The organism is Saccharothrix sp. ST-888 (genome assembly GCF_000955975.1).
Lineage (GTDB): Bacteria > Actinomycetota > Actinomycetes > Streptomycetales > Streptomycetaceae > Kitasatospora.
Map to the genome: position 1 here is coordinate 13215 of NZ_JYJF01000083.1, position 20861 is coordinate 34075.

A 20861-nucleotide genomic window follows, 5' to 3' on the forward strand; every position below is an offset into this window, starting at 1 on the left:
AAGAGTGTTGGGGGAGCGATGAATCGCTTGACTGCCGTGGAGCAGACGAACTCCACCCGCCTTGCCCCGCTCGGCGCCCCGGCTCCCCGCGGCGGTGCGGTCGGCGTCCTGAAGTCCGAGCACTCCAAGCTGGTCCACGCCTACCGCCGGATCCTGCCCGAGCGCAGCCGCGCGGCGATCGCCAAGCACATCTCGCACGAGACCCGCACCCGGGTCATCCACACCATCTCCCGCTCACTGTCGATGCAGCAGCGGCTGGACGACGGCGGACGCCTCGCACGGCGGCACCCGCAGTTCTTCGAGGCCGGCGCCGTGGCCCTGGCCCAGGTCGGCAAGGACCGCAAGATCGTGAGCGTCCGGACCGAGCTCGACCCGCTGAGCTGCCGGACGCAGAACCTGGAGCTGGTCCGCCACGCGCTGGACGACGCGGGTGTCCCCTACTTCGCCGTCCGCGGCCTGGCGGACTCCTCCTCGGTGCTCGCCGTCGCCGCGAGCGACCGGGCCGCGGCCCTGCGGGCCCTGCAGGCCCTGTGCGCCACGGTCCCCGGCTACCTCTCGACACCGCCGCGCTCCGGCGAGCAGGCGCCCACGACCTCCGCTCCCGGCTTCGAGCCGGAGAGCTGGCGGGCCGTCGAACAGGCCGACGTCATCCGCCTGACCTGGTTCCGGGCCGACCAGGACGGCCACTACGTCCTCGGCCACGAGTACGGCTGCGACGTGGAGTTCTGGCGGGCCGAGGACGGCGAGCTGGTCGCACCGCGCCGCAACCGGGTCACCGAACGGGTCCGCGCCGACGAGCGGACCGTGCCCGCACCGGGCGCCGTGTTCACCAGGCTGGCCGCCTGGAGCCGGACCGGCGACGACCTGCCCACCCGGGCGCCGTTCACCGCCGCGCTGCCCGAGGACATCCGCTACCCCGTGGACGTGGTCTACACCTGGGTCGACAGCAACGACCCGAAGTGGCAGGCGACCCGGGCCGCCGCCGACGGAACCGCCGCCACCTACAACCCCGAGGCCGTCAACGACGCCCGGTTCATGAGCCGCGACGAGCTGAAGTACTCGCTGCGCTCGCTGCACCTGAACGCGCCCTGGGTCCGCCACATCTACCTGGTCACGGCCGACCAGGTGCCGGCCTGGCTGGACACCGGGAACCCGCGGCTCACCGTGGTCAGCCACCGGGAGATCTTCGCCGACCCCGAGGCGCTGCCCACCTTCAACTCGCACGCCATCGAGAGCCAGCTGCACCACATACCCGGCCTGTCGGAGCAGTTCCTCTACTTCAACGACGACGTCTTCCTCGGCCGGCCGGTCACCCCGCAGCTGTTCTTCCACTCCAACGGCCTGACCAAGTTCTTCCCCTCCCAGGCGATGGTGCCGTTCGGCACCCCCTCGGTCGAGGACGCCCCGGTCGCCGCCGCCGCCAAGAACAACCGGCAGCTGATCGAGCGGGACTTCGGCACCACGCTGGTGCAGAAGATGATGCACGTACCGCACGCACTGCGCCGGGACGTCCTGCTGGAGATAGAGGACCGCTTCGCCGAGCGGCACCGGGAGACCGCGGCCACCAGGTTCCGCGGCCCGGCCGACCTCTCGGTGGCCTCCTCGCTGCACCACCACTACGGCTACCACAGCGGCCGCGCGGTCCCGTCCGAGATCGCCTACGCCTATCTGGACCTGATGCACGACAGCACCTCGCGGCGACTCGCCCGGATCCTGGCCACCCGGAACCTGGACGTCTTCTGCATCAACGACACGGTGTCGGACCGCAAGGACCTGCCGGCCCAGCTGGAGCTGCTGCAGCCCTTCCTGGACTCGTACTTCCCGAACCCCAGCCCGTTCGAGAAGCAGGTCTGACCGGCCGCCCGACGGGTACCACCCGGACGGGGCACGGCCGTTGCGGATCAGCCGCGCCGTCGTTGGCAGGACGTGCAACAGCGAACGCCGATCACCCCTGACCCGCGCACCGCGCCCGCGCCCGGCACCGAGCGCGGCACCGACCGCAGCAGACGCCGGTTCCTGGCGGCGGCCGGCACCCTCGGCGGGAGCCTGGCCGCGGCACCGCTCGGGACGGCACGGGCCGCGGGCCCGCCCGCGCCGCGCAGGGCGGCGGGCCGCACCGTGGCGGTGCTCGGCGGCGGGGTGTCCGGACTGACCGCGGCCCACGAACTGGCCGAACGCGGGTACCGGGTGACCGTCTACGAGCGCAATCCCACACTCGGCGGCAAGGCCCGCAGCATGGACGTCCCCGGTACCGGCGGAGCGGGCCGCCGGCCGCTGCCGGGCGAGCACGGGTTCCGGTTCTTCCCGGGCTTCTACCGCAACCTCCCCGACACGCTGCGGCGCATCCCGGTACCCGGCAGCGCGACCGGCGCGCACGGCAACCTGGTCGACGCCACCGAGGTGCTGTTCGCCCGCGACGGCGGACGCCCGGACCTGCGGCTGCCGTTCCGCACCCTGCTCGCCGCCCCGAGCCTGGAGCTGCTGCTGCCCGACGCCCTGCTGCAGACCCTGACCGGCCTCCTGGACACTTCGCTGCACCTGCCGGCCACCGAGATCGCCTACTTCGCCAACCGGATGCTGGTCCACCTCACCAGCTGCGAGGAGCGCAGACTCGGGCAGTGGGAGCACATCCCCTGGTGGGAGTTCGTCCGGGCGGACCGGATGTCGTACGACTACCAGCGGCTGCTCGCCATCGGGCTCACCCGCAACCTGGTCGCCACCAGGGCCGAGGTCGCCAGCACCCGTACGGTCGCCCGGATCCTCCAGGCCTTCCTCTACAACGTGCTCGGGTTCGGCACCGACGGCGAACCCGACCGGGTGCTCAACGCGCCGACCAGCGAGGCCTGGATCGACCCCTGGACGGCGCAGCTGAGCGACCTCGGCGTACGGTTCGAACTCGGCTGCGAAGTACAGGAGTTGACCTACTCGGACGGGCTGGTCAGCGGAGTCCGGCTGGCCGATCTCGACTCCGGCCGGATCCGCACCGTCACCGCCGACCACTACCTCAGCGCCATGCCGGTCGAGCACGCCCGCCTCACCTGGGGCCCCGCCCTGCGCGCGGCCGACCCCGGGCTCGCCCGCTGCGACCGGCTGCAGACCGACTGGATGGTGGGCGTGCAGTTCTACCTGCGCACCCGCACCCCGATCGTGCACGGCCACGTGGACTACGTGGACACCCCCTGGGCGCTCACCTCGATCAGCCAGGCCCAGTTCTGGCCGGGCCGCGACTTCCGCGCCGACTACGGCGACGGGACGGTCGCCGAGTGCCTGTCGGTCATCGTCTCGCAGTGGGACACCCCCGGCGTCCTGTACGGCAGGCCCGCGCTGAAGTGCACCCGCGAGGAGGTGGTCCGCGAGGTCTGGGCGCAGCTCAAGGGTTCGTTGAACGACACCGGACGCGCGGTGCTGCGCGACGACGACGTGCACTCCTGGTTCATCGACCCCGCGGTCACCGGCCTCGGCGGCCCGGCCCCCGCCAACCGAGAACAGCTGCTGGTCCAGACCGTGGGCAGCCACGACAACCGGCCTCCGGCCGCCACCGCCGTCCCCAACCTCTTCCTGGCCGGCGACTACACCGCCACCGACATCGACCTGGCCACCATGGAGGGCGCCAACGAATCCGCCCGCCTCGCCGTCAACGCACTGCTCGACGCCGACGGCTCGAACCGGCCGCGCTGCACCGTCTGGACCCTCTACCGGCCGCCGGAGCTGGAACTCCTCCAGCAGCAGGACGCCGTCCGCTACCGCCTGGGCCTGCCCAACGCCCTCGACTTCGGCTGACCGCCCACCCGGGCGCCGGGAATATCGGCGGCGTCCCGGGCGGATGTCCGCCAGACTGGGCCGATGATCGTCATACACCCCGTACTGGAGAGCGGCGCGCTCGACGACTTCGGCCTGTGGCCGGTCGCCGGGCAACCGCCCTACCAGCTGGTGCCGTTGAACGGAACGCTGAGCGGGGAGCAGGTCGGCACGGCCGTCGCCACCATCGCGGGCTACAACGACAGCCGGACCGATCCGCGCTCGACCGACCCGGCCGCCGCCTTCCTGAGCCCGCTGCTGCACGAGGAGGGCTTCCTCGCCCCGGGCGGCCTCCGCGTCCAGGACACCGAGGCCGGCACGGTGCTGAACCCCGGCTGCTGCTGCGGCCTGGAGGACTGGCGCGCCTGGCTGGAGGTCGCCGACGGCGGCGAGATGTGGCTCGGCCACGACCCGACGCCATGGGCCGAACAGGTCGGCGAGACCCTGCGCCTGCACCCCGACGGCGAGCACTCCGGCCCGGCGGTCGAGCTCACCCGAGCCGACCTGCGACGCCTCCTGGCCGACGTCCAGCGCGACTTGGCCGACTTCCTCCTGCTCCTCGCCGACTGGGCCGAACTGTATGCACCCCGGTCCGCCGAGGCCCTGGTCTCCGCCTTCGACAGCTCCCTCCAGATCACCGCCCCGCTCAGCCGGACCGGCCCGTGGCAGGGCGGCGGGTCGAGCGCACGCTAGGGCCGCCCGCCCGGGGAACCGTCGGCATCGTCGGCATCAGGTGCGGCCTGCGCACAACGTACCGTCGGTGCTGGCGAAATGACGGACCGTTGAGTGATGATGGGCCGGCGGAAGCGGTCCGGCTCCTTCGTTTCCGTGCGACCGAAACCATCTCGCTCGAAACAGGCAGGATTTCCATGGCCGAGCAGTTCGATGTCGAACCACTGGGCGATCACGACTACCTCGTGCGCGCGCATCTCAGCGAAGAAGTGATCGAATCGCGCTTCCAGGCCAGCCCGGCGGTGCTGGCGGAGCTCCGGCTTCCACCGGCCGAGGAGCAGCGTGTGGTGCGGGAGGCGGCACTGTTCCTGGCGGAGCGGCAGCCGGTCATCGACTTCCCGCAGATGGTCGACCTCGACGATCTCGTCGCGGTCTACGACGACTTCCTGTCCGAGCTGGGCCGCCGCCTGCCGCCGCGCTGACCGACGGTTCCCGCCCGATGAAACGGATCAGGCCCAACCGGTGTGCGAAACGCACCAGTCGGGCCGGATCACGCTCCGCTCGGGAACCGCGGGCGGGGGAATCGGACAAGCGGTCAGTCGGTTCAGGCCCCGTGCTGCCGGGACTCCAGGTGGGCGAACACCACCACGTTCTCGGTGTAGTCCTTGGCGGTCCGGTCGTACGCACCGCCGCAGGTGATCAGGCGGAGCTGGCCGTCCTTGGCGTCCCCGTACACCTCGTCGTCGGGGAACTGGTCCTTGGCGAACGCCTGGACGGTGTCGACGACGTACGTCGCGGTGACGCCGTCCGCCCGGGTGATGCCGACCTCGCTGCCCTGTTCGAGCGAGCTGAGCCCGACGAACACCGCGGGACCGGTGAGGGTGTCGACGTGCCCGACGACCACGGAGGTCCCGGGCTCACCCGGCGAGACACTGCCGTTGTACCAGCCGACCAGGTTCTGGTTGTCGGCCGCCGGCGGAATGATCTCACCCGACGCGTCGGCGGCCAGCTGGGTGAAGGGCGCGTCCACCCCGATGGCGGGAATCTGCAGGCGGGTCGGCGGCGAGAAGCCCAGCGGGACCTCGGACGGCGCGGGCGCGGCCGGCGAAGGCTCCGCCTGGGAGGGCGCGGCCTGGGACGGGCCCGGCTGAGCGGGGCCCGGCTGAGCGGGGCCCGGCTGCGACGGCACGGGCCGCGCACTGACCGCCTTGGGGACGGCAGCCGACTTGGGGGGCAGCGGCGCGGAGGCCGGCGGCCCGTTCAGCGGCTTGAGAATCATCAGGATGCCGAAGACCGCCATCCCGATACCGAAGACCGGGAGCCAGCGCCTGCGGGTACGACCCTTCGAGCGCTGATCGGTCTCTGAATCCGACGCGGAGTAAAACTCCATGCTGCATTGCCTTTCCTGACGTTCCACCGACGGCTGGTCCGATCGATCACGCGGATCAGCCGCGCGCCGGCGCGGCCATCGCACTACGCGACAGCCGCACCGGAACAACTCAGCGGCGATGGACTCAGATCATGTTGCGGGAGGCGGCACGGCGGCGCAGCGCGTATGCACTGACCCCGACTCCGCCCAGGAGCAGAGCCGAACCGCCGACCAGGCCCGAGCCGGAATTGGCCAGGCCGCCACCACCGGCGTGGATGCCACCGTGCGGGTGACGGTGCTCGCCCTCACGGTCGTCGTCCCGACCGCGGTCACGGTCCCGGTCGTGGTCGCGGCCACCCTCGTGACCCCGGCCACCCTCGCCGCCACGGCCACCCTCGTGCCCGCGACCACCCTCGCCATCACGGCCACCTTCGTGACCCCGGCCACCCTCGCCGCCACGGCCACCCTCGTGCCCGCGACCACCCTCGCCATCACGGCCGCCCTCGTGCCCGCGACCACCCTCGCCATCACGGCCACCCTCGTGCCCGCGACCACCCTCGCCGCCACGGCCACCCTCGCCACCACGGCCGCCTTCGCCACCACGGCCACGGTCACCGCCGTCCTTGTGGTCGTCGCCGTTCCCGCCCGTCAGGGACGAGAGGCCGAGGAAACCACCACCGGCGTGGACCCCACCGTGCGCGTGGTCCCGATCCCGGTCCCGGTCGCGGCCACCTTCGTGACCCCGGCCGCCCTCGTGCCCGCGACCACCCTCGCCGCCACGGCCACCCTCGCCGCCACGGCCGCCCTCGCCGCCACGGCCACGGTCACCGCCGTCCTTGTGGTCGTCGCCGTTCCCGCCCGTCAGGGACGAGAGGGCGAGGAAACCACCACCGGCGTGGACCCCGCCGTGTGCCCGGTGGTCGCATTCGCGGCCACCCTCGTGCCCGCGGCCACCCTCCTTGTGGTCGCCGTTCCCGCCCGTCAGGGACGAGAGGGCGAGGAAACCGCCACCGGCGTGGACCCCGCCGTGTGCCCGGTCTCGGTCACGGTCGCATTCGCGGCCACGGTCGCGGTCGCCTTCGCGGCCGCCTTCACGACCGCCTTCACGGCCGCCGCCGTCGTGCCGGTCGTCGTTCTTCTCAGGTGCAGCGTTGGCCTTCGCGTCGGGCTTAGGGGCGTCGTCGGCAAACGCGCAGGTGGGGGCAGTAAGGACGAGCGAGGCGGCGAGTGCCGCTCCGGTCACCATAAGGCGCGTGGAACGCATTGGTGCCTCTTCCTTCCAGAACCACTACGAGGGCGGACGGACTGTCAGCTCAATGTCTCGCCGTGGTGCTTCACTTACCGTCAATCAGGTGCTGGAGGCCCGCCACCGGACGCTCCGCCATTAGTGCGCCAAAAGGGCCGCGCCCAGGGGGTCCAGGCGGTGCCGTTCACCCGTTTCCGCCATCGGCCACCCAGGGCCCAGGGGTCGCCCCGAGGGCTCCTGCCTGCGAAAACACCTGGCGCACCGGTGAAAACGATCACCGCAGGGGCCGGGCTCCAAGACGTTGCCCGAGCACTCACCCTGGTGGACGAATCCCCACCCGCGGCCCGCCCCGCCACAGCGGCCGCTCTCGGGCATCAAGTCCCCGCTCAGTGACAGGGATTGCTGGAGCTGAAAACCTCGCAGAAGCTGACCTGTCATCGAGTCCTGACCCGTCAGCTCCGCTCGCGAACGGCCGCCCGGGCCGCCGCGAGGGCGGCGACAAGGGCCGTCGCACAGGCCGCCGGACCAGCGGTGGCAGGAGCACCCGGGCAGGCTCGCGCGCTCCCCGGGCAGTCCGTCCCCGGGGAGCGCGTCCCGGCCGGACAGCCGGGCTGGCCCTAGAGGTCCAGCCCCAGGCGGTCGGCGAAGAAGGCGAGCGTGTCGGCGAAGAGCGCCGTGTGCCGGGAGCGGGCCCTGGCACCGTGGCCCGCTCCGCGCTCCAGCCGGAACAGGACGGGCCTGCCGCTGCCCGTCGCCGCATGGAGGGCCGCACACATCTTGCGCGCGTGCAGCGGGTCGACCCGGCTGTCGCCGTCGAAGACGGCCAGCAGCACCGCCGGGTAGTCGGCCCCGGTGCGGACGCGGTGGTACGGCGAGTACGAGAGCAGCCCGCGGAGCTGCTCGGGGTCGGCGGCGCTCCCGTACTCGGCGACCCAGCTCGGGCCCAGTCCGGAGAGCTCGTAGCGGGCCATGTCGAGCAGCGGCGCCATGCAGACCACGGCCGCGTAGCCGGCCGGCCGCTGGGTGAGGGCGGCGCCGACCAGCAGGCCGCCGTTGGAGGCGCCCCAGATGCCGAGCTGCCCGGGTGTGGTCCAGCCCTGCGCGACGAGGTGGTCGGCGGCGGCGTGGAAGTCGTCGAAGGTGTTCTGCTTGCGGTCCAGGATTCCGGCGCGGTGCCAGTCCTCGCCCTCCTCGCCGCCGCCCCGCAGGTTGGCCACGGCATACACCCCGCCGGCCCGCACCCAGGCGATGGCCTCGGGCGAGTAGACCGGGGTGAGCGACTGGCCGAAGCCGCCGTAGCCGGTGAGCAGTGCCGGGCGCGGACGGTCGGGCGTGTCGCGCAGCGAGATGACGAACATTCGGACCGCCGTCCCGTCCGGTGAGTTGAAGGTCACCTGCCTGGTCCGGATCGGCGGCTCGGCCGCCCGCCGGGCGGCCGCGGGCGGCGGGGTCGACGGGCCGGGGACGGGCCAGGGGTCGAGTGCGCCGGTCCGCGCGTCGTAGCAGAGCACCTCGGGCGGCGTGTCGAAGCCGGTGAAGACGAACCAGGCCCGGTGCGCGTCGTGGGCGGCGACCCTGAGCGTGCCGACGGTGCCGCACGGGGGCACCGGCACCGAGCCGATCGGGCGGCCGTCGGCGAGGTCGTGCAGGGTGATCTCGCCGACCGCGTGCCGGGTCCGGGCGACCAGCATCACCGGCCGCTCCAGCTCGGGCCCGTCGAGGACCGCGAAGTCCTCCAGGACGGCCTGCGGGTCCTCCGGGATCAGCTCCGTCCAGGTCTTCGGCCCGGGGGCGCCCGGGGTGGTGGCGACCACCCGCCCGCGCGGCGCGTGCAGGTCGGTGCTCAGGTGGCAGACGCCGTCCGGCGGGGTGCCCGGGCGGATCCGGAGCAGGGACCGCGCGTCGAGGCCCTCCTGCACGGTCCGCAGGTCCGGCCGGTGCGGCTGACCTGCGGTCAGGTCGGCGATCCAGAGGTCCCGGCGCGGCGCCGTGCCGGCGGCGGCGCTGACGGTCAGCCAGCGGCCGTCGGCAGAGGTCCGCACGGTGTAGTGCTGGGTCTTCTCGCGTCCCGTGCCGAAGACCACCGGGTCCCGGTCGGGGTCGGTGCCGATCAGGTGGAACCGGACCCGCCGGTGGTACCGGCCCTCGCCGGGGTTGAGGTCCGGGTGCAGCCGGCGGACGTAGTAGAAACCGCTGCCGTCGGCCAGCCAGGCGACCGTGCTCCGGCGCACCCGGTCGATGGGGCCGTCGAGCCGCCGCCCCGAGTCGACGTCCAGGACGAAGAGGCTGGAGTCCTCGGTGCCGCCGGGCGCCAGCTGGTACGAGAGCAGCCGGCCGTCCCAGGACGGCTCCCACTCCTCCAGGGTGGTGGTGCCGGTCGGATCGGCCACCGTCGGGTCGAGAAGGACCCGTACCTCGCCCGACGGCTCGACCACGACCAGCTCGGGGTGCTCGGCGCCGGGCCGCGAACGGGTCAGGAAGACGCGCTCGCCCCGGGGACGCGGGGCGGAGCGGGCACCGAGCCGTTCGAACAGCTCGGTCAGCACGGCCCGCGCGCGCTCCCGCCCCCGCCAGCCGTCGGCGGCCGAGCGGTACGCCGCCTCCTGCTGCTCTGTCCACTCCAGGACGGCGGGGGCGCTCGCGTCCTCCAGCCAGCGGTACGGGTCGTCAGTCATCCGGGGCCTCCTCGGGGTTCGCGCAGTGGGCGAGGACGGCCGCGTCCGGCGCCGGCGCGGGCCGGACGGCGTCGATCCGGCGGGTGGCCCGCAGCGGGATCCAGCCGCCCGCGGTGACCGCTCCGGTGAGCACCGCGAGCACCACCCAGGAGCGGGCGCCGCCGAGCCCCTGGAAGAGCGAGCCGGCCGCGAACGGGCCGAGCGCGGCCAGACCGCTGAGCAGCAGGCTGGTGGCGGCGCTCACCCGGCCGACCAGGTGCCGCGGGGTCCGGCCGAACAGGGCCTGTCCGACCACCACCCCGGCCGCCGGGGAGAGCATCATCAGCAGCGTGAGCAGCACGGCGACCACCCACGGCTGGAAGGTCAGGGCGAACACCGCGAGGACCGCCGTCCAGCCGGACCCGATCCCGAGCAGGATGGCCCGCACGCTCAGCCGCCTGGCGAACCAGGGGGCCAGCAGCGAGCCGACGATCCCGCCGACTCCGGCGCAGGACAGGATGGGTCCGATCACCGAGCCGGACGCGCCGGCGCTGCGCAGCTCCAGAATGGCCGTCACATCGATGGCGGCCGACACCAGGTTGATCACGGCGGCGTACAGCAGGATGACGGACAGCTCCCGCTGCCGCAGCAGCCAGCGCAGGCCCGCGGTCAGCCCGCGGTCGTCGCCGGTGGGGGCCGCGGCGCCGGGCCGTACGGTGATCCGCAGGATCAGCAGGGCCGAGACGGCGTAGGAGAGCGCGTCGACGGCGAACGGCAGCATCCGGTCGGCCGCGTACAGCGCACCGCCGATGGCCGGCCCGGCCAGGTTCACGGCCGCCATCGAGGCCTGGGAGGCGCCCAGGGCCTCACCCAGGTCCTGCTTGGCGACGACGTCCCGGGTGAGCACGGTGTTGGCGGGCCCGAACAGCGCGGTGGCCAGCCCCTCGATCGCGGCCACCGCCAGCAGCTGGACGTAGTGCGGCGACTCCCAGAGCGCGACCAGCGGGATGCTGGCCACCGCCAGGAAGCGCACCAGATCGGTCGTCAGCATGACCCACCGCCGGTTCCACCGGTCGATCAGGCTGCCCGCCGGCAGGCGGAAGCCCAGCCTGGTCGCCAGCGAGACGGTGGCGACCGAGCCCGCCTGCACCGCGTTGCCGCCCAGGCTCAGCACCAGCAGCGGACAGGCGATGGTCGAGACCGCCGAACCCAGGTTGGAGGTGAGGTCGGCGAGGAAAGACCGCCGGAAGTCGGGGTTGGTGCGGAGCACGCCTGCCAGCACTGGTCCTCCCCCGCCGCTACAGGCGCCCGGTGGTGTGCAGATAGTCGAGGATCCGGCCGTCGACCCGGTCCTGGAAGCCGGCCATTACCTCGGTGTCGGCCTGCTCGTAGTCGTAGCCGCAGGTCACCCAGCGGTCCGGCACCGAGCCCGGGTCCAGATAGCCGTGGTCGATGTGCCCGACCTCCATGCCCGGTTTCCCGGCCGACTGCCAGCTGCTGAACAGGGTGCCGTCGGCGTTGACCACGGCACCGTGCCGGCCGCCGGGCACCGAGCAGATCTGACAGGTGGTCCGCATGCTGGGCCGGACGAACCGGTAGCCGCGCTCCAGCCCCTCGACGGCCCACTCGACGAAGCGGTCCTCGACCTGCTGCGCCCGGGTGAGGTCGTTGCGGTAGCCGATGCCGGAGTCGCCGACCCAGGCGAAGGTGAAGGTGCAGCGGTCGGGGTCGGTCCGGCCGTCCAGCTGCCCGAAGAGCTCGCCGATCCGGTCGATGTTGTGGTGTGAGACGTTGACCCGGAAGTTCCAGCGCAGGCCGGTCGCGGCGGTCGCGGCGGCGACGTTGGCGAGGATGGCGTCGAAGGTCGCCCCGCCGGTGTGGGTGACCCGGGTGCCGTCGTGGTCCGCCCGGCTGCCGTCGAAGGTGATCTGCACGTCGCGCAGCCCGGCGCCGTGGAGCTGGACGGCCCGCCGGCGGGTGAGCAGCACCCCGTTGGTGGTCATCGCCCCGACGCCGAGCCCGAGCGGTGCGCAGCGCCCCAGCAGCTCCAGGCAGCCCCGGGGGTTGAGCAGCGGCTCGCCGCCGAAGAGCAGCAGGTAGAGCCGGTCCAGCCCGGCCTGGGCCATCCGCTCGGCGGTGAAGTCGACGATCCGGTCGATGGTCCCGGTGTTCAGCCGCCGGAGGTTGATCCGGGGCGGGCGGTGGCCGCCCCTGGGGTCCTGGCCGGTGTTCTGGAAGCAGTAGCCGCAGCCGAGGTTGCAGGCGGTGCTGGTGAGCACGGTCAGGGAGAAGGACTTCGCGGTGCGCTCGCGGTACGCGCCCTCGCTCCGCAGGAAGCCGTCGACGTCCGGGCGCAACTCGCCGTCCGCGCCGACGTGTTCCGGCTTGAGAAGGGTCCAGGTCTGGTTGCCGATGAACCACCAGCCCCGGTCGCTCGGGATCAGGCGTGGCTCGTCGACGTCGTCCAGCCGGGTGCCGATCATCGTCTCTCCCTGGTTCCGCGGGCGCGGCCGCCGTCGGCGGGCCCTGGTGCACAGCGCGAGGCTAGGAAGGCGCGGTTTGCCGCCGGTATGCGGCAGGTTGGCGGGCAGCTTCGAAGGCCGGACCCGCCACGGCGCACCGTCCGGCCCGGGGCCGCCCGGGCCCGGCGGGACGCGGCCCGACGGCATACCGGACGTAAACCGAAGGCCAACTCGGCCGCCCTAAAGTCCCGGTGACCGCATGTCGACACGACGTCGTGGAAGGGGTCCGATCGACATGACCGAGCCGACATCCGCAGAACTGCCCGCCGAGCCCCAGCGGAGCGCCCAGGAACCGGCGGCCGACGACCCCGAGGTCGTGCTGCACTCGGCGGACGGGGACGACGGCGAGACCCCGTGGTGCATCGGCGACATGACGGCGCGCTGAGCCGGGACGGCCGAGCGATGAACTGCCCCTCCTGTACCGCGGCGCTGCCCGCCGGAGCCCGGTTCTGCTCCCGCTGCGGCGCCCCGGCCGCAGCCGAGCCGCCGACCGCGGAGGAACGCCGGATCGTCACCGTGCTCTTCTGCGACCTCGTCGACTCGACCCGGCTGTCCGGCATGCTCGACGTCGAGCTGCTCCGCTCGATCCTGCTCCGCTACTACGAGTTGATGGAGCGCCGGATCGAGGCCCACGGCGGGATCGTGGAGAAGTTCATCGGCGACGCCGTGATGGCCGTCTTCGGTCTGACCGCCACCCAGGAGGACGACGCCCGCCGGGCGCTGGAGGCCGCCTGGGACATGCTGGCCGCGCTCGGCGAGCTCAACGGGCAGCTGGAGCGGGACCACCGGGTACGGCTCGGCGCCCGGATCGGCGTGCACACCGGCGAGGTGGTCACCACGGCCGACCCGGCCAGGCGGCAGGCGCTGGTCTCCGGGGAGGTGGTCAACATCGCCGCCCGGCTCCAGGCGGCGGCCGCTACCGGGGAGATCCTGCTCAGCGCGCAGACCTGGCGGGCCGCCGGCCCCGGGCTGACGGTCGGCGAGGCCGGACCGCTGGGGCTGAAGGGCGTGGCGGGACCGGTCGAGGCGGGCCGGCTGGTCGGCCTCTTCGACCCCGGACCGGAGCGCGCGCGCCGCTTCGACGTGCCCTTCGTCGGCCGCGAGCGGTACCTGAGCGAACTCGACCTGGCCTGGCGCCGGGTGGTCGAGGAGGGCGACGTACACGTCCTGACCCTGCTGGGAGAGGCCGGCATCGGGAAGTCCCGGCTGGTGGACGAGTGGCTGCGGCGCTCCGCCACGGCCGTCGGCCCGGTCGGCGCCGGCCGCTGCCGCACGGCCGGCACCGGCGGATCGCTGCAGGCACTGGCCGACTGCATGACCCCGCTGGTGGCGGAGGCGGAACTCTCCGGCGGGTGCGAGGGACCGGCGATCACGCTGCTGCGCACCGGGCTGCTGCTGGACGGCACCCCCGCGCCGTCCGAGGACGACACCTGCGCGGCGGTCGCCCATGTGCTGACCGTCCTCACCGGCGAACGCCCGCTGCTGCTGGTGGTGGACGACCTGCACCGGGCGGAGGAGCCCTTCCTCGGCCTGCTCGACCGGCTGGTGGAGGACCTGCGCCGGCTGCCCGTCCTGGTGCTCTGCCTGGCCCGCCCCGAACTGATGGACTGCCGCCCGGCCTGGGGCACCGGCCGCGCCAACTCGACCACGGTGACCGTCACCGGGCTGTCCCCCGCCGACTCCGCCGTGTTCGCCGCCCACCTGGTCGACCTGGCCCTGCACCAGGAGGCCGCCACCGAGCAGATCGTCGCCCAGACCGACGGCAACCCGCTCTACATCGAACAGCTCGCCGCCATGGTCGAGGAGGCCGGCGGCGTCCAGGAGCTGCCGCCCAACCTGCACGCGCTGCTCGCCGCCCGGATCGACCGGCTGGACGAGGCGGACCGCACCGTGCTGCGGCACGCGGCCGTGGTGGGGCGCGAGTTCGGCGCCGAGGACCTCGCCCAGCTGGCCGGGGCGCCGCCCCCGGCCGACCGCACCGCCGCGCTCCGCACGCTCTCCCGGCGCGGCCTGGTCAAGCCGCTGCGCCGCCCCTTCGGCGCCGACGCCGCCTGGTGCTTCGTCAACGGCGTCACCCAGCGGGTCGCCTACGAGGGCCTGACCAAGCTCCGCCGCGGCGAACTCCACGAGCGGTACGCCGAGTACCTGGTGCGGGACGCCCGCCCGGACGCGCTGATCGGGACCCACCTGGAGCAGGCCTACCGGTACCGCAGCGCGGTCGGCCGCCTCGACGAGCGGCAGCTCGTCCTGCGCCGGCAGGCCGTCCGGCACCTGGGCCGGGCGGGCACCGGCGCCCTGCGCCGGGTCGACCTGCCCTGGGCGCTGGCCCTGCTGCAACGCGCCGCCGACCTCGCCGAACCGGGCGACCCGGGCCGGGCCGAGCTGCTGCAACGGCTGGGCGAGGTGCTGCTGACGCTGGGCCACCCCGGCGAGGCGCGGGAGGTGCTGCGCCGGGCGGTGACCGAGGCCGGCACCGCCGGCGCCGCCGGGACCGCCGCCCACGCCCGGCTCCACCTGGCCGCCTGCGAGCACGACGACGCGGCCCTGGAGCGGGCGGCCGGCGGCGCGCTCACGGTCTTCGAGGCCGCCGGGGACCAGCTCGGACTGGCCCGCAGCCGCCTCGTCCTGGCGGGCTTCTGCCAGCGCCGCGGGCAGCACGCCCGGGCGCTGTCCGTCCTGGACCACGCCCTGACCCACTCGCTCGGCTCCGCCGCCGACCGCGAACTCGCCAACACCCTGGGCGCGATGGGCCTGTCCCTGTGGCGCGGGCCCGAGCCCGCGCCGTCCGCCGTAGCCCGCTGCGAGGCGCTGCTGGCCGCGCACGGCGCCGACCGGATCGCCGTCCGGGTCACCCTGGGCTTCCCGCTCACCGTCCTGCACGCCCTCCAGGGACACCCGGAGCGGACGGCCGAGTGCCTGGCCGACGCCCACCGGGCGATGTCCGCGCTGGCCTACGGCGAGGGCCGGGTGTTCCGGCCGCTGCTGGACGGGACCCTGGCCGCGCTGGCCGGGCGCCGCAGCGAGGCCGAGGCGGCGCTGCGCGAGGCGCTGGCCGCGGCCCGGGCGCTCCAGGCCGCCGGACTGGTCCAGACCGCCGCGCTCGAACTGGCCCGGGTCCACCTCCTGGGGGACGACCGGCAGCCGGCCGCCGACCTGGTCGAGTCCACCGAGGTAGCCGACGACTACCCGGGGGTGCAGGCCAACCGGTACGGGCTGCTGGCCAGGATCCGGGCGCTGGGCGGCGACCGGGCCGAGGCCCTGCGACTGGCCCGCCGGGCGGTGCTGCTGGCGCACCGCACCGACTCGCCGGCCGACCGCGCCACCGCCTGCCTCGACCTCGCGCACACCAGGGCCCTGCTCGGCCTGGAGCGCCAGGCCGGCACCGCGGTCCGGGCCGCGCGGCGGCACTTCACCGCCAAGGGGCACCTCGTCGGAGTGGCGCACACCGAGCGCCTGTTGGGAGAGCAGGCCGACCGATGACCACCACCCGCAGCACACCCAGGACCGCCACCGCCCTCACCTGGAACCTGCTCGACCGGCGCCCCGCCGACATCCCCATCCCCGCCGCCGAGACCGGCCACATCACACCCGAGTGGGCGCACGGCGGGACGGACGGCAGCGGGGTGCGGGTGTGCATCGTCGACAGCGGCGTCGAAGCCGGGCACCCGATGGTCGGGGAGGTGGCCGGCTCCTACGCCGTCACCGGCCGCGACGGGGACCTCGCGGTGCACGAGGTCCCCCCGACGGACACCTGCGGGCACGGTACGGCCTGCGCCGGGATCGTCCGCCAGGTGGCCCCCGGCTGCGAGCTGCACAGCGTCCGGATCCTCGGCGAGAACGGCGGCGGAACGGGAGACGCCCTGCTCGCCGGACTGCGCTGGGCGATCGGGCAGCGGTTCGACGTGATCAACCTGAGCCTGTCGACCTCACGGCCCCAGTTCAACCAGATCCTGCGCGAGCTGGCCGACGACGCCTACTTCGGCCGCTCGGTGATCGTCGCCTCGGCGCACAACGCGCGGATCGAGAGCTTCCCCTGGCGGTTCTCCTCGGTGATCTCGGTCGGCAGCCACGCCGAGGACGACTCCGACCTGGTGCTCTACAACCCGTCCCCGCCGGTGGAGTTCTTCGCCCGGGGCCAGGCCGTCCGGGTCGCCGGACTGAACGGCAGCACCACCAGGAACACTGGCAACAGCTTCGCGGCGCCGCACGTCACCGGACTGGCCGCCCTGATCCTCGGCAAGCACCCGGATCTGACGACCTTCGAGCTCAAGACCATCCTCTACCTGACGGCAGCCAACGTGCGAGGAGCCTGAACCATGGACCAGTCGGCCGACTCCACGGCGATGATCGCGGCAGTCTCCGGTGCCCTGGCCGACCCCGGCCCGGACGACCGCGAACTGCTCGCCTCCGTCGTGCGGGTGGCACGTTCGATCTTCGGCGCGGCCGCGAGTTCGGTCTTCCTCTTCGACCGGGAGCGCGACGAGCTGGTCTTCGAGGCGGTCTCCGGGGAGGGCGAGGAGTTCCTGATCGGCACCAGGTTCCCGGCCCACCGGGGCATCGCCGGCTGGGTCGTCGACACCGGCGAACCGGTGACCGTGGACGACCTCGCCGACAGCACGCTCTTCGCCCAGGACCTGGCCGAGCGGACCCACTACGTACCCGACTCGATCATGGCGGCCCCGGTGGTCCACCGGGACGAGATCCTCGGGGTCATCCAGGTCCTCGACCCCCACCCCCAGTGCCGGTCGAGCATCGCCGACCTGGACCTGCTGACCGCCTTCGCCGGCCAGGCCGGACTCGCCCTGCACGGCCTGGTCCGCAGCCGGGCGGCCCGGCGGGCGCTCGCCCTCGGGGGCGCGGAGTTCGAGCGGCTGGCCGGGATCATCCAGGTCCTCGCCGCGCTGCCGGAGGACCGGCGGGCCGGCGGACTGCGGCTGGTCGACTCCCTGCACGAGGTGCTGACCGGAATGGCGCGCTGAGGGTTTCCCCGCGGGCCCCCGCGCGGCTTCCTCAACTCCCGCCCTGCGCGGCGCTGCGGCGCAGGGCGGCCGCGTACCGGTGCGCCAGCCTCGGCATCCGGTAGTGGACGACGGCGTTGGCCATCACCTCGTCGTCCTCGGCGACGGCGACCACATTGGCCTCCATCAGCTCCTCCGCGACCCGCTCCACCGACTCCGCCAGACCGTCCAGCGCCGCCAGCAGACCCGCCTGGTCGAAGGCCGCCCGGGGCAGCGCACCCAGCGCCCCGAAGGCCGCCTTCTGCAACGGGGTCAGCCCCTGGTGGAATCTGCGGTAGCGCTCGTGCACCGACACCTCCCCGACGGACAGCTCGTCGAGCGCGACCGGCTGCCGTCCGAGCTGCTCCGCGTACTCGCGCAGGGAGAGGTGGACCAGCATGGTGAGCTTCGCCGCCAGCGTCCGGACGACCAGCGGCGACAGCCCGTACAGCTGCTGGATCCGGTGCAGCGCCTCCGCCGCGCCCGCCGCCCTCGGCTCGCCCAGCACCCGCGTCAGCAGCGCGGACGCCTCGTCCGGGGTGAACTCGCCCAGTTCGAGGCGGCGTACGCACTCCAGGCCGCTCAGCCTGCGGGCGGAGGTGACCAGCGTGCGGCTCGGCCCGCGGCCCGGCAGCAGCCGGCGGATCTCCGCCTCGCCCATCGCACCGTCCAGCACCAGGAGGAACTGGCGCTCGGCCACCCAGGAGCGCCACAGCGCCAGCGCCGCCCGCTCCTCGCGGGGCGGCGTGACGTCCAGGCCGGCCCCCCGCAGCAGCTCCGCCAGCACCTCGGGCCAGCCGCGCGGCGTCCCGTCGGGGTGGCCCAGCGAGACGAAGATCTGCCCGTCCGCGAACCCGTCGGCGACCAGATGCCCGACGTGCACGGCGAGCGCGGTCTTGCCGACACCGGTCGGACCCGAGATCGCCGTGACGTCGGTGCAGCGCGGGTCACCGGGACATCGGCTGTCACCGGACAGGATCCCGGTCAACTCCTCGACCTGGGCCGAGCGGCCCACGAAATCCGGTATGTCACGCGGGAGTTGGGCCGGCTTGCAGCGGACCGGCCGTCTGTCGCGCAGCTTCGCCCGGCCGGACTCCTGGCCGGCCAGGATCTCCCGGTACAGCCGCCGGAGCACCGGACTCGGGTCGAGCCCGAGCTCCCTGGCGATGAACTGCCGGTGCGCCTCGAAACAGGCCAGCGCCTGCCGGCGGCCGCCGACCTGGTCGAGCGCCGTCATGTGCAGCGCCGTCAGCCGCTCCCGAAAGGGATGCCGATCGGCCAACTCCCCCAGCTGGTCGAGCAGTCCGAGCGCCCGCCCGGACTCCACCTCCAGCTCCGCCCAGTCCTCGTAGACCGCCAGGAAACGGTCGGTGAGCCGCTCCGACTCCCGGGCGGCGAACGGGCTGCCCAGCAGATCCACCAGCGGCTGGTCCCGCCATAATCGGACCGCCTCCCCCAGCAGTGCCGAGGCCGCGACCGTACTGCCCTCGCGCTGCGCCTGCCGCCCGGCCGCCGCGAGCTGGTCGAACCTCAGCAGGTCCGACTCCTCCGCCGTCGCCACCAGCGTGTAGCCGTACGGGAGATGGCCGATGTGGTCCCGCGCGATCTTGCGCAGCGCGGAGACGTACACCTGGAGGTTCTTGCGCGCCGTCCGGGGCTGGTCGTCGGCCCAGAGCACATCGATGAGCTGGTCGACGGAGAGCACGGTGTTGGCCCGGCAGAGCAGCGCGGCCAGCAGCAACCGCTGCTTGTACGGCCCGAGTTCGAGCCGCACGTCACCCGACCACACCTGGAGCGGCCCCAGGATCGTGAAGCGCAGCCGACCTGCCGCACCGATGCTCCCGACCATGCGAACCCCCCGGTTGCCGTCATGCCCCCGTGCTCCGTCAGTCAGCTTCTCCGACAAGCGGATGGCTGGCAAGGGTGCGTGAACGACCGGTGAAGAAGACATCCCGGGAACGGCTCGGGAACGGTTCGGGCGCGCTGCGGGAACGGCTCGGGAGCGCGGCAGGAGTGCTGCGGCAGCGCCGCGGCAGCGAACAAGCTGCCAGGCAGCTCCGCACATACCAGGGCTCAACCGCAGGCTCATAGCGTCGCACCGTGACGTCGGACGACGTCCGACCACGAACCGGGAGGAGACCAGCATGGCCAAGCCCGATGTGCAGGCACACAGCGCCGGTGACGACGACAACCCGTCGAGCGCCTGCGGCGTTCAGTTCGGCATCGCGCCGGACGTCCAGGCGCACAGCGCCGGCGAGGACGAGGAAGGCGCGCCCTGCGGCGTGCAGTTCGGCGCGACCGCAGCGGCACCGGACGTGCAGGCGCACAGCGCCGGTGACGAGGACGAGGAGGGCGCCCCCTGCGGCGTCCAGTTCGGCGCCACTAAGTGAGCTGACGCTACCGCCGGGCCGAGCCCGACAGAACGCTGCCGGACCGGTCCGCGCGGCACCGCCCGCACGGTCCGGTCCGGTCCGGTCCGGTCCGACACCGACCACCTACCGATCACCGTGTGAGGCGGACCCTTGGACAGTTTGTGCCGACTCGTGGACGACCTCGGAGTGCTCCAGGGTGCGTGGGAACGCGAGCCCTTCGTCAGTACCGGCCTCGACGACTTCAGCGACGTCTTCTCACTCGAGTCGGCGGAGCGGCTGATCCACAGCGGCCTGCCGCTGACCGCGCTGCGGCTCTTCCGGGACGGCAGGCAACTGCCCTCGGAGCTCATGCTGCGCAACCGCGGCAGCAGCCCCAGGAGCCGGGAGAAGCTGGCCGACGGCACCAAGATCACCGGCCTGGTCGCCGAGGGTGCCACCCTGACCCTGGAGGAGCTCCACACCCACTGCCCCGAGGTGGCCGCGTTCTCCGCCGGACTCGCCCGGGAGACCGGCTTCGAAGTGGACTGCACCGCGTTCCTGACACCGCCTCAGGCCCGTGGCGTGGCACCGCACTTCGATCTGATCGGCATCTTCCTCCGCCAGCTGCACGGCTCCAAGCGGTGGCGGATCAGCGCACCGGTCAGGCGCTTCCCGAGCCGGGTGGAGCCGGTGGATCCGGCGGTGATCGGCGAGCCGCTGCTCGACGTGGTGCTCAAGGAAGGCGAGTGCCTCTACCTCCCGCACGGCTTCGTCCACGTCGGCGACACCACGGACGAGCCCTCGCTGCACCTCTCGATCGGCCTGCACGGGGTCAGTTGGGAGAAGGTCTTCCGCCGGCTGCTCGCCGCAGCCACCGAGCAGTTCGAGGAGCTCCGCGAAGCCCTCCCCCCGACCTTCCTGGACCTCGACCCCGCCGCCCTCTACCGCGAGCGGGCCGAGCTGCTGGCCACGCACCTGGCCGGCCTGGACTGGTCCCTGGTGCCCGTGGACACGCTCCGGTTCCGGCAACCGCAGGTGCCGCAGATCCTCGGCAGCCTGACCGCCGCACTGGCCCGGGCCGGCTCGACCCGGTCCGACTCGGCCAGGATGCCGGAGCAACGATCCGACTCGTAGAGCGGCCGGGGTCCGAGGCACGGAAATGGTCCGGAAATGCGGAAAGCCCCCTCCCGGTCTCCCGGGAAGGGGCTTTCTCGAATGATTGTTCGGCGGCGTCCTACTCTCCCACAGGGTC

The 20861-nt window shown here is 73.4% G+C and carries 16 protein-coding genes; 11 read left to right on the forward strand and 5 right to left on the reverse strand.

Annotation, left to right across the window (positions count from 1 at the left end):
- Positions 1-18: 18 nt before the first annotated feature.
- The 4 genes from UK12_RS23300 (at position 19) to UK12_RS23315 (ending at position 4952) form a co-directional block, all read left to right on the forward strand.
- Positions 19-1854: a stealth family protein gene (locus UK12_RS23300; RefSeq protein WP_082119873.1), complete on the forward strand. Its 1836-nt coding sequence runs from the start codon at positions 19-21 to the stop codon at positions 1852-1854.
- Between the two features lie 72 nt (positions 1855-1926).
- Positions 1927-3780: a hydroxysqualene dehydroxylase gene (locus UK12_RS23305; protein WP_231591352.1), complete on the forward strand. Its 1854-nt coding sequence runs from the start codon at positions 1927-1929 to the stop codon at positions 3778-3780.
- A 63-nt stretch (positions 3781-3843) separates the two neighbouring features.
- The gene (locus tag UK12_RS23310; RefSeq protein ID WP_045305059.1) at positions 3844-4491 is read left to right on the forward strand and encodes a hypothetical protein; all 648 of its coding nucleotides are present in this window, start codon (positions 3844-3846) and stop codon (positions 4489-4491) included.
- Between the two features lie 176 nt (positions 4492-4667).
- Complete coding sequence (locus UK12_RS23315) at positions 4668-4952, forward strand: hypothetical protein (RefSeq protein ID WP_045305060.1); 285 nt, start codon at positions 4668-4670, stop codon at positions 4950-4952.
- 122 nt (positions 4953-5074) lie between these two features.
- On the opposite strand, the gene UK12_RS36820 is transcribed toward UK12_RS23315, so the two are convergent.
- Positions 5075-5860, reverse strand: coding sequence for a class F sortase (locus UK12_RS36820; RefSeq protein WP_045305061.1), 786 nt, complete (start codon positions 5858-5860; stop codon positions 5075-5077).
- A 118-nt stretch (positions 5861-5978) separates the two neighbouring features.
- Between UK12_RS36820 and UK12_RS23325 the strand changes: the two genes are divergently transcribed.
- Positions 5979-7478, forward strand: coding sequence for a hypothetical protein (locus UK12_RS23325; protein ID WP_045305062.1), 1500 nt, complete (start codon positions 5979-5981; stop codon positions 7476-7478).
- 224 nt (positions 7479-7702) lie between these two features.
- On the opposite strand, the gene UK12_RS23330 is transcribed toward UK12_RS23325, so the two are convergent.
- Genes UK12_RS23330 through UK12_RS23340 form a run of 3 tightly spaced genes read right to left on the reverse strand, consistent with a single transcriptional unit; the run spans position 7703 to position 12222 of the window.
- The gene (locus tag UK12_RS23330; RefSeq protein ID WP_045305063.1) at positions 7703-9760 is read right to left on the reverse strand and encodes a prolyl oligopeptidase family serine peptidase; all 2058 of its coding nucleotides are present in this window, start codon (positions 9758-9760) and stop codon (positions 7703-7705) included.
- Positions 9753-11021: an MFS transporter gene (locus UK12_RS23335; protein ID WP_045305064.1), complete on the reverse strand. Its 1269-nt coding sequence runs from the start codon at positions 11019-11021 to the stop codon at positions 9753-9755. Before UK12_RS23335 ends, UK12_RS23330 begins: the two co-directional genes overlap by 8 nt.
- Positions 11022-11037: 16 nt before the next feature.
- Positions 11038-12222 carry a radical SAM protein gene (locus UK12_RS23340; RefSeq protein ID WP_045305065.1) on the reverse strand — a complete coding sequence of 395 codons (1185 nt, stop codon included), beginning with the start codon at positions 12220-12222 and terminating at the stop codon, positions 11038-11040.
- A 274-nt stretch (positions 12223-12496) separates the two neighbouring features.
- Between UK12_RS23340 and UK12_RS39925 the strand changes: the two genes are divergently transcribed.
- Genes UK12_RS39925 through UK12_RS23355 form a run of 4 tightly spaced genes read left to right on the forward strand, consistent with a single transcriptional unit; the run spans position 12497 to position 17240 of the window.
- Positions 12497-12646, forward strand: coding sequence for a hypothetical protein (locus UK12_RS39925; RefSeq protein WP_156178875.1), 150 nt, complete (start codon positions 12497-12499; stop codon positions 12644-12646).
- 17 nt (positions 12647-12663) lie between these two features.
- The gene (locus UK12_RS23345) at positions 12664-15741 is read left to right on the forward strand and encodes an ATP-binding protein (protein ID WP_045305066.1); all 3078 of its coding nucleotides are present in this window, start codon (positions 12664-12666) and stop codon (positions 15739-15741) included.
- The gene (locus tag UK12_RS23350; RefSeq protein ID WP_045305067.1) at positions 15738-16574 is read left to right on the forward strand and encodes a S8 family peptidase; all 837 of its coding nucleotides are present in this window, start codon (positions 15738-15740) and stop codon (positions 16572-16574) included. Before UK12_RS23345 ends, UK12_RS23350 begins: the two co-directional genes overlap by 4 nt.
- Before the next feature lie 3 nt (positions 16575-16577).
- Positions 16578-17240, forward strand: coding sequence for a GAF domain-containing protein (locus UK12_RS23355; protein ID WP_063838310.1), 663 nt, complete (start codon positions 16578-16580; stop codon positions 17238-17240).
- A 31-nt stretch (positions 17241-17271) separates the two neighbouring features.
- On the opposite strand, the gene UK12_RS44520 is transcribed toward UK12_RS23355, so the two are convergent.
- Entirely contained in the window at positions 17272-19107 is a 1836-nt protein-coding gene (locus UK12_RS44520) for an AfsR/SARP family transcriptional regulator (protein WP_045305068.1), read from the reverse strand.
- A gap of 295 nt (positions 19108-19402) precedes the next feature.
- On the opposite strand from UK12_RS44520, the gene UK12_RS23365 reads away from it, so the two are divergent.
- Both UK12_RS23365 and UK12_RS23370 read left to right on the forward strand, forming a co-directional pair.
- Entirely contained in the window at positions 19403-19648 is a 246-nt protein-coding gene (locus UK12_RS23365) for a hypothetical protein (RefSeq protein ID WP_045305069.1), read from the forward strand.
- 153 nt (positions 19649-19801) lie between these two features.
- On the forward strand, positions 19802-20743 hold the full coding sequence (locus tag UK12_RS23370; protein WP_052682095.1) for a JmjC domain-containing protein: 942 nt from the start codon (positions 19802-19804) through the stop codon (positions 20741-20743).
- The last annotated feature ends 118 nt before the right edge of the window (positions 20744-20861 follow it).

Coding starts and splice junctions, on each gene's coding strand:
- UK12_RS36820 (WP_045305061.1), bottom strand. CDS start 5,860: ATGGAGTTTTACTCCGCGTCGGATTCAGAGACCGATCAGCGCTCGAAG.
- UK12_RS23325 (WP_045305062.1), top strand. CDS start 5,979: ATGGACTCAGATCATGTTGCGGGAGGCGGCACGGCGGCGCAGCGCGTA.
- UK12_RS23300 (WP_082119873.1), top strand. CDS start 19: ATGAATCGCTTGACTGCCGTGGAGCAGACGAACTCCACCCGCCTTGCC.
- UK12_RS23330 (WP_045305063.1), bottom strand. CDS start 9,760: ATGACTGACGACCCGTACCGCTGGCTGGAGGACGCGAGCGCCCCCGCC.
- UK12_RS39925 (WP_156178875.1), top strand. CDS start 12,497: ATGACCGAGCCGACATCCGCAGAACTGCCCGCCGAGCCCCAGCGGAGC.
- UK12_RS23315 (WP_045305060.1), top strand. CDS start 4,668: ATGGCCGAGCAGTTCGATGTCGAACCACTGGGCGATCACGACTACCTC.
- UK12_RS23310 (WP_045305059.1), top strand. CDS start 3,844: ATGATCGTCATACACCCCGTACTGGAGAGCGGCGCGCTCGACGACTTC.
- UK12_RS23350 (WP_045305067.1), top strand. CDS start 15,738: ATGACCACCACCCGCAGCACACCCAGGACCGCCACCGCCCTCACCTGG.
- UK12_RS23365 (WP_045305069.1), top strand. CDS start 19,403: ATGGCCAAGCCCGATGTGCAGGCACACAGCGCCGGTGACGACGACAAC.
- UK12_RS23340 (WP_045305065.1), bottom strand. CDS start 12,222: ATGATCGGCACCCGGCTGGACGACGTCGACGAGCCACGCCTGATCCCG.
- UK12_RS44520 (WP_045305068.1), bottom strand. CDS start 19,107: ATGGTCGGGAGCATCGGTGCGGCAGGTCGGCTGCGCTTCACGATCCTG.
- UK12_RS23355 (WP_063838310.1), top strand. CDS start 16,578: ATGGACCAGTCGGCCGACTCCACGGCGATGATCGCGGCAGTCTCCGGT.
- UK12_RS23345 (WP_045305066.1), top strand. CDS start 12,664: ATGAACTGCCCCTCCTGTACCGCGGCGCTGCCCGCCGGAGCCCGGTTC.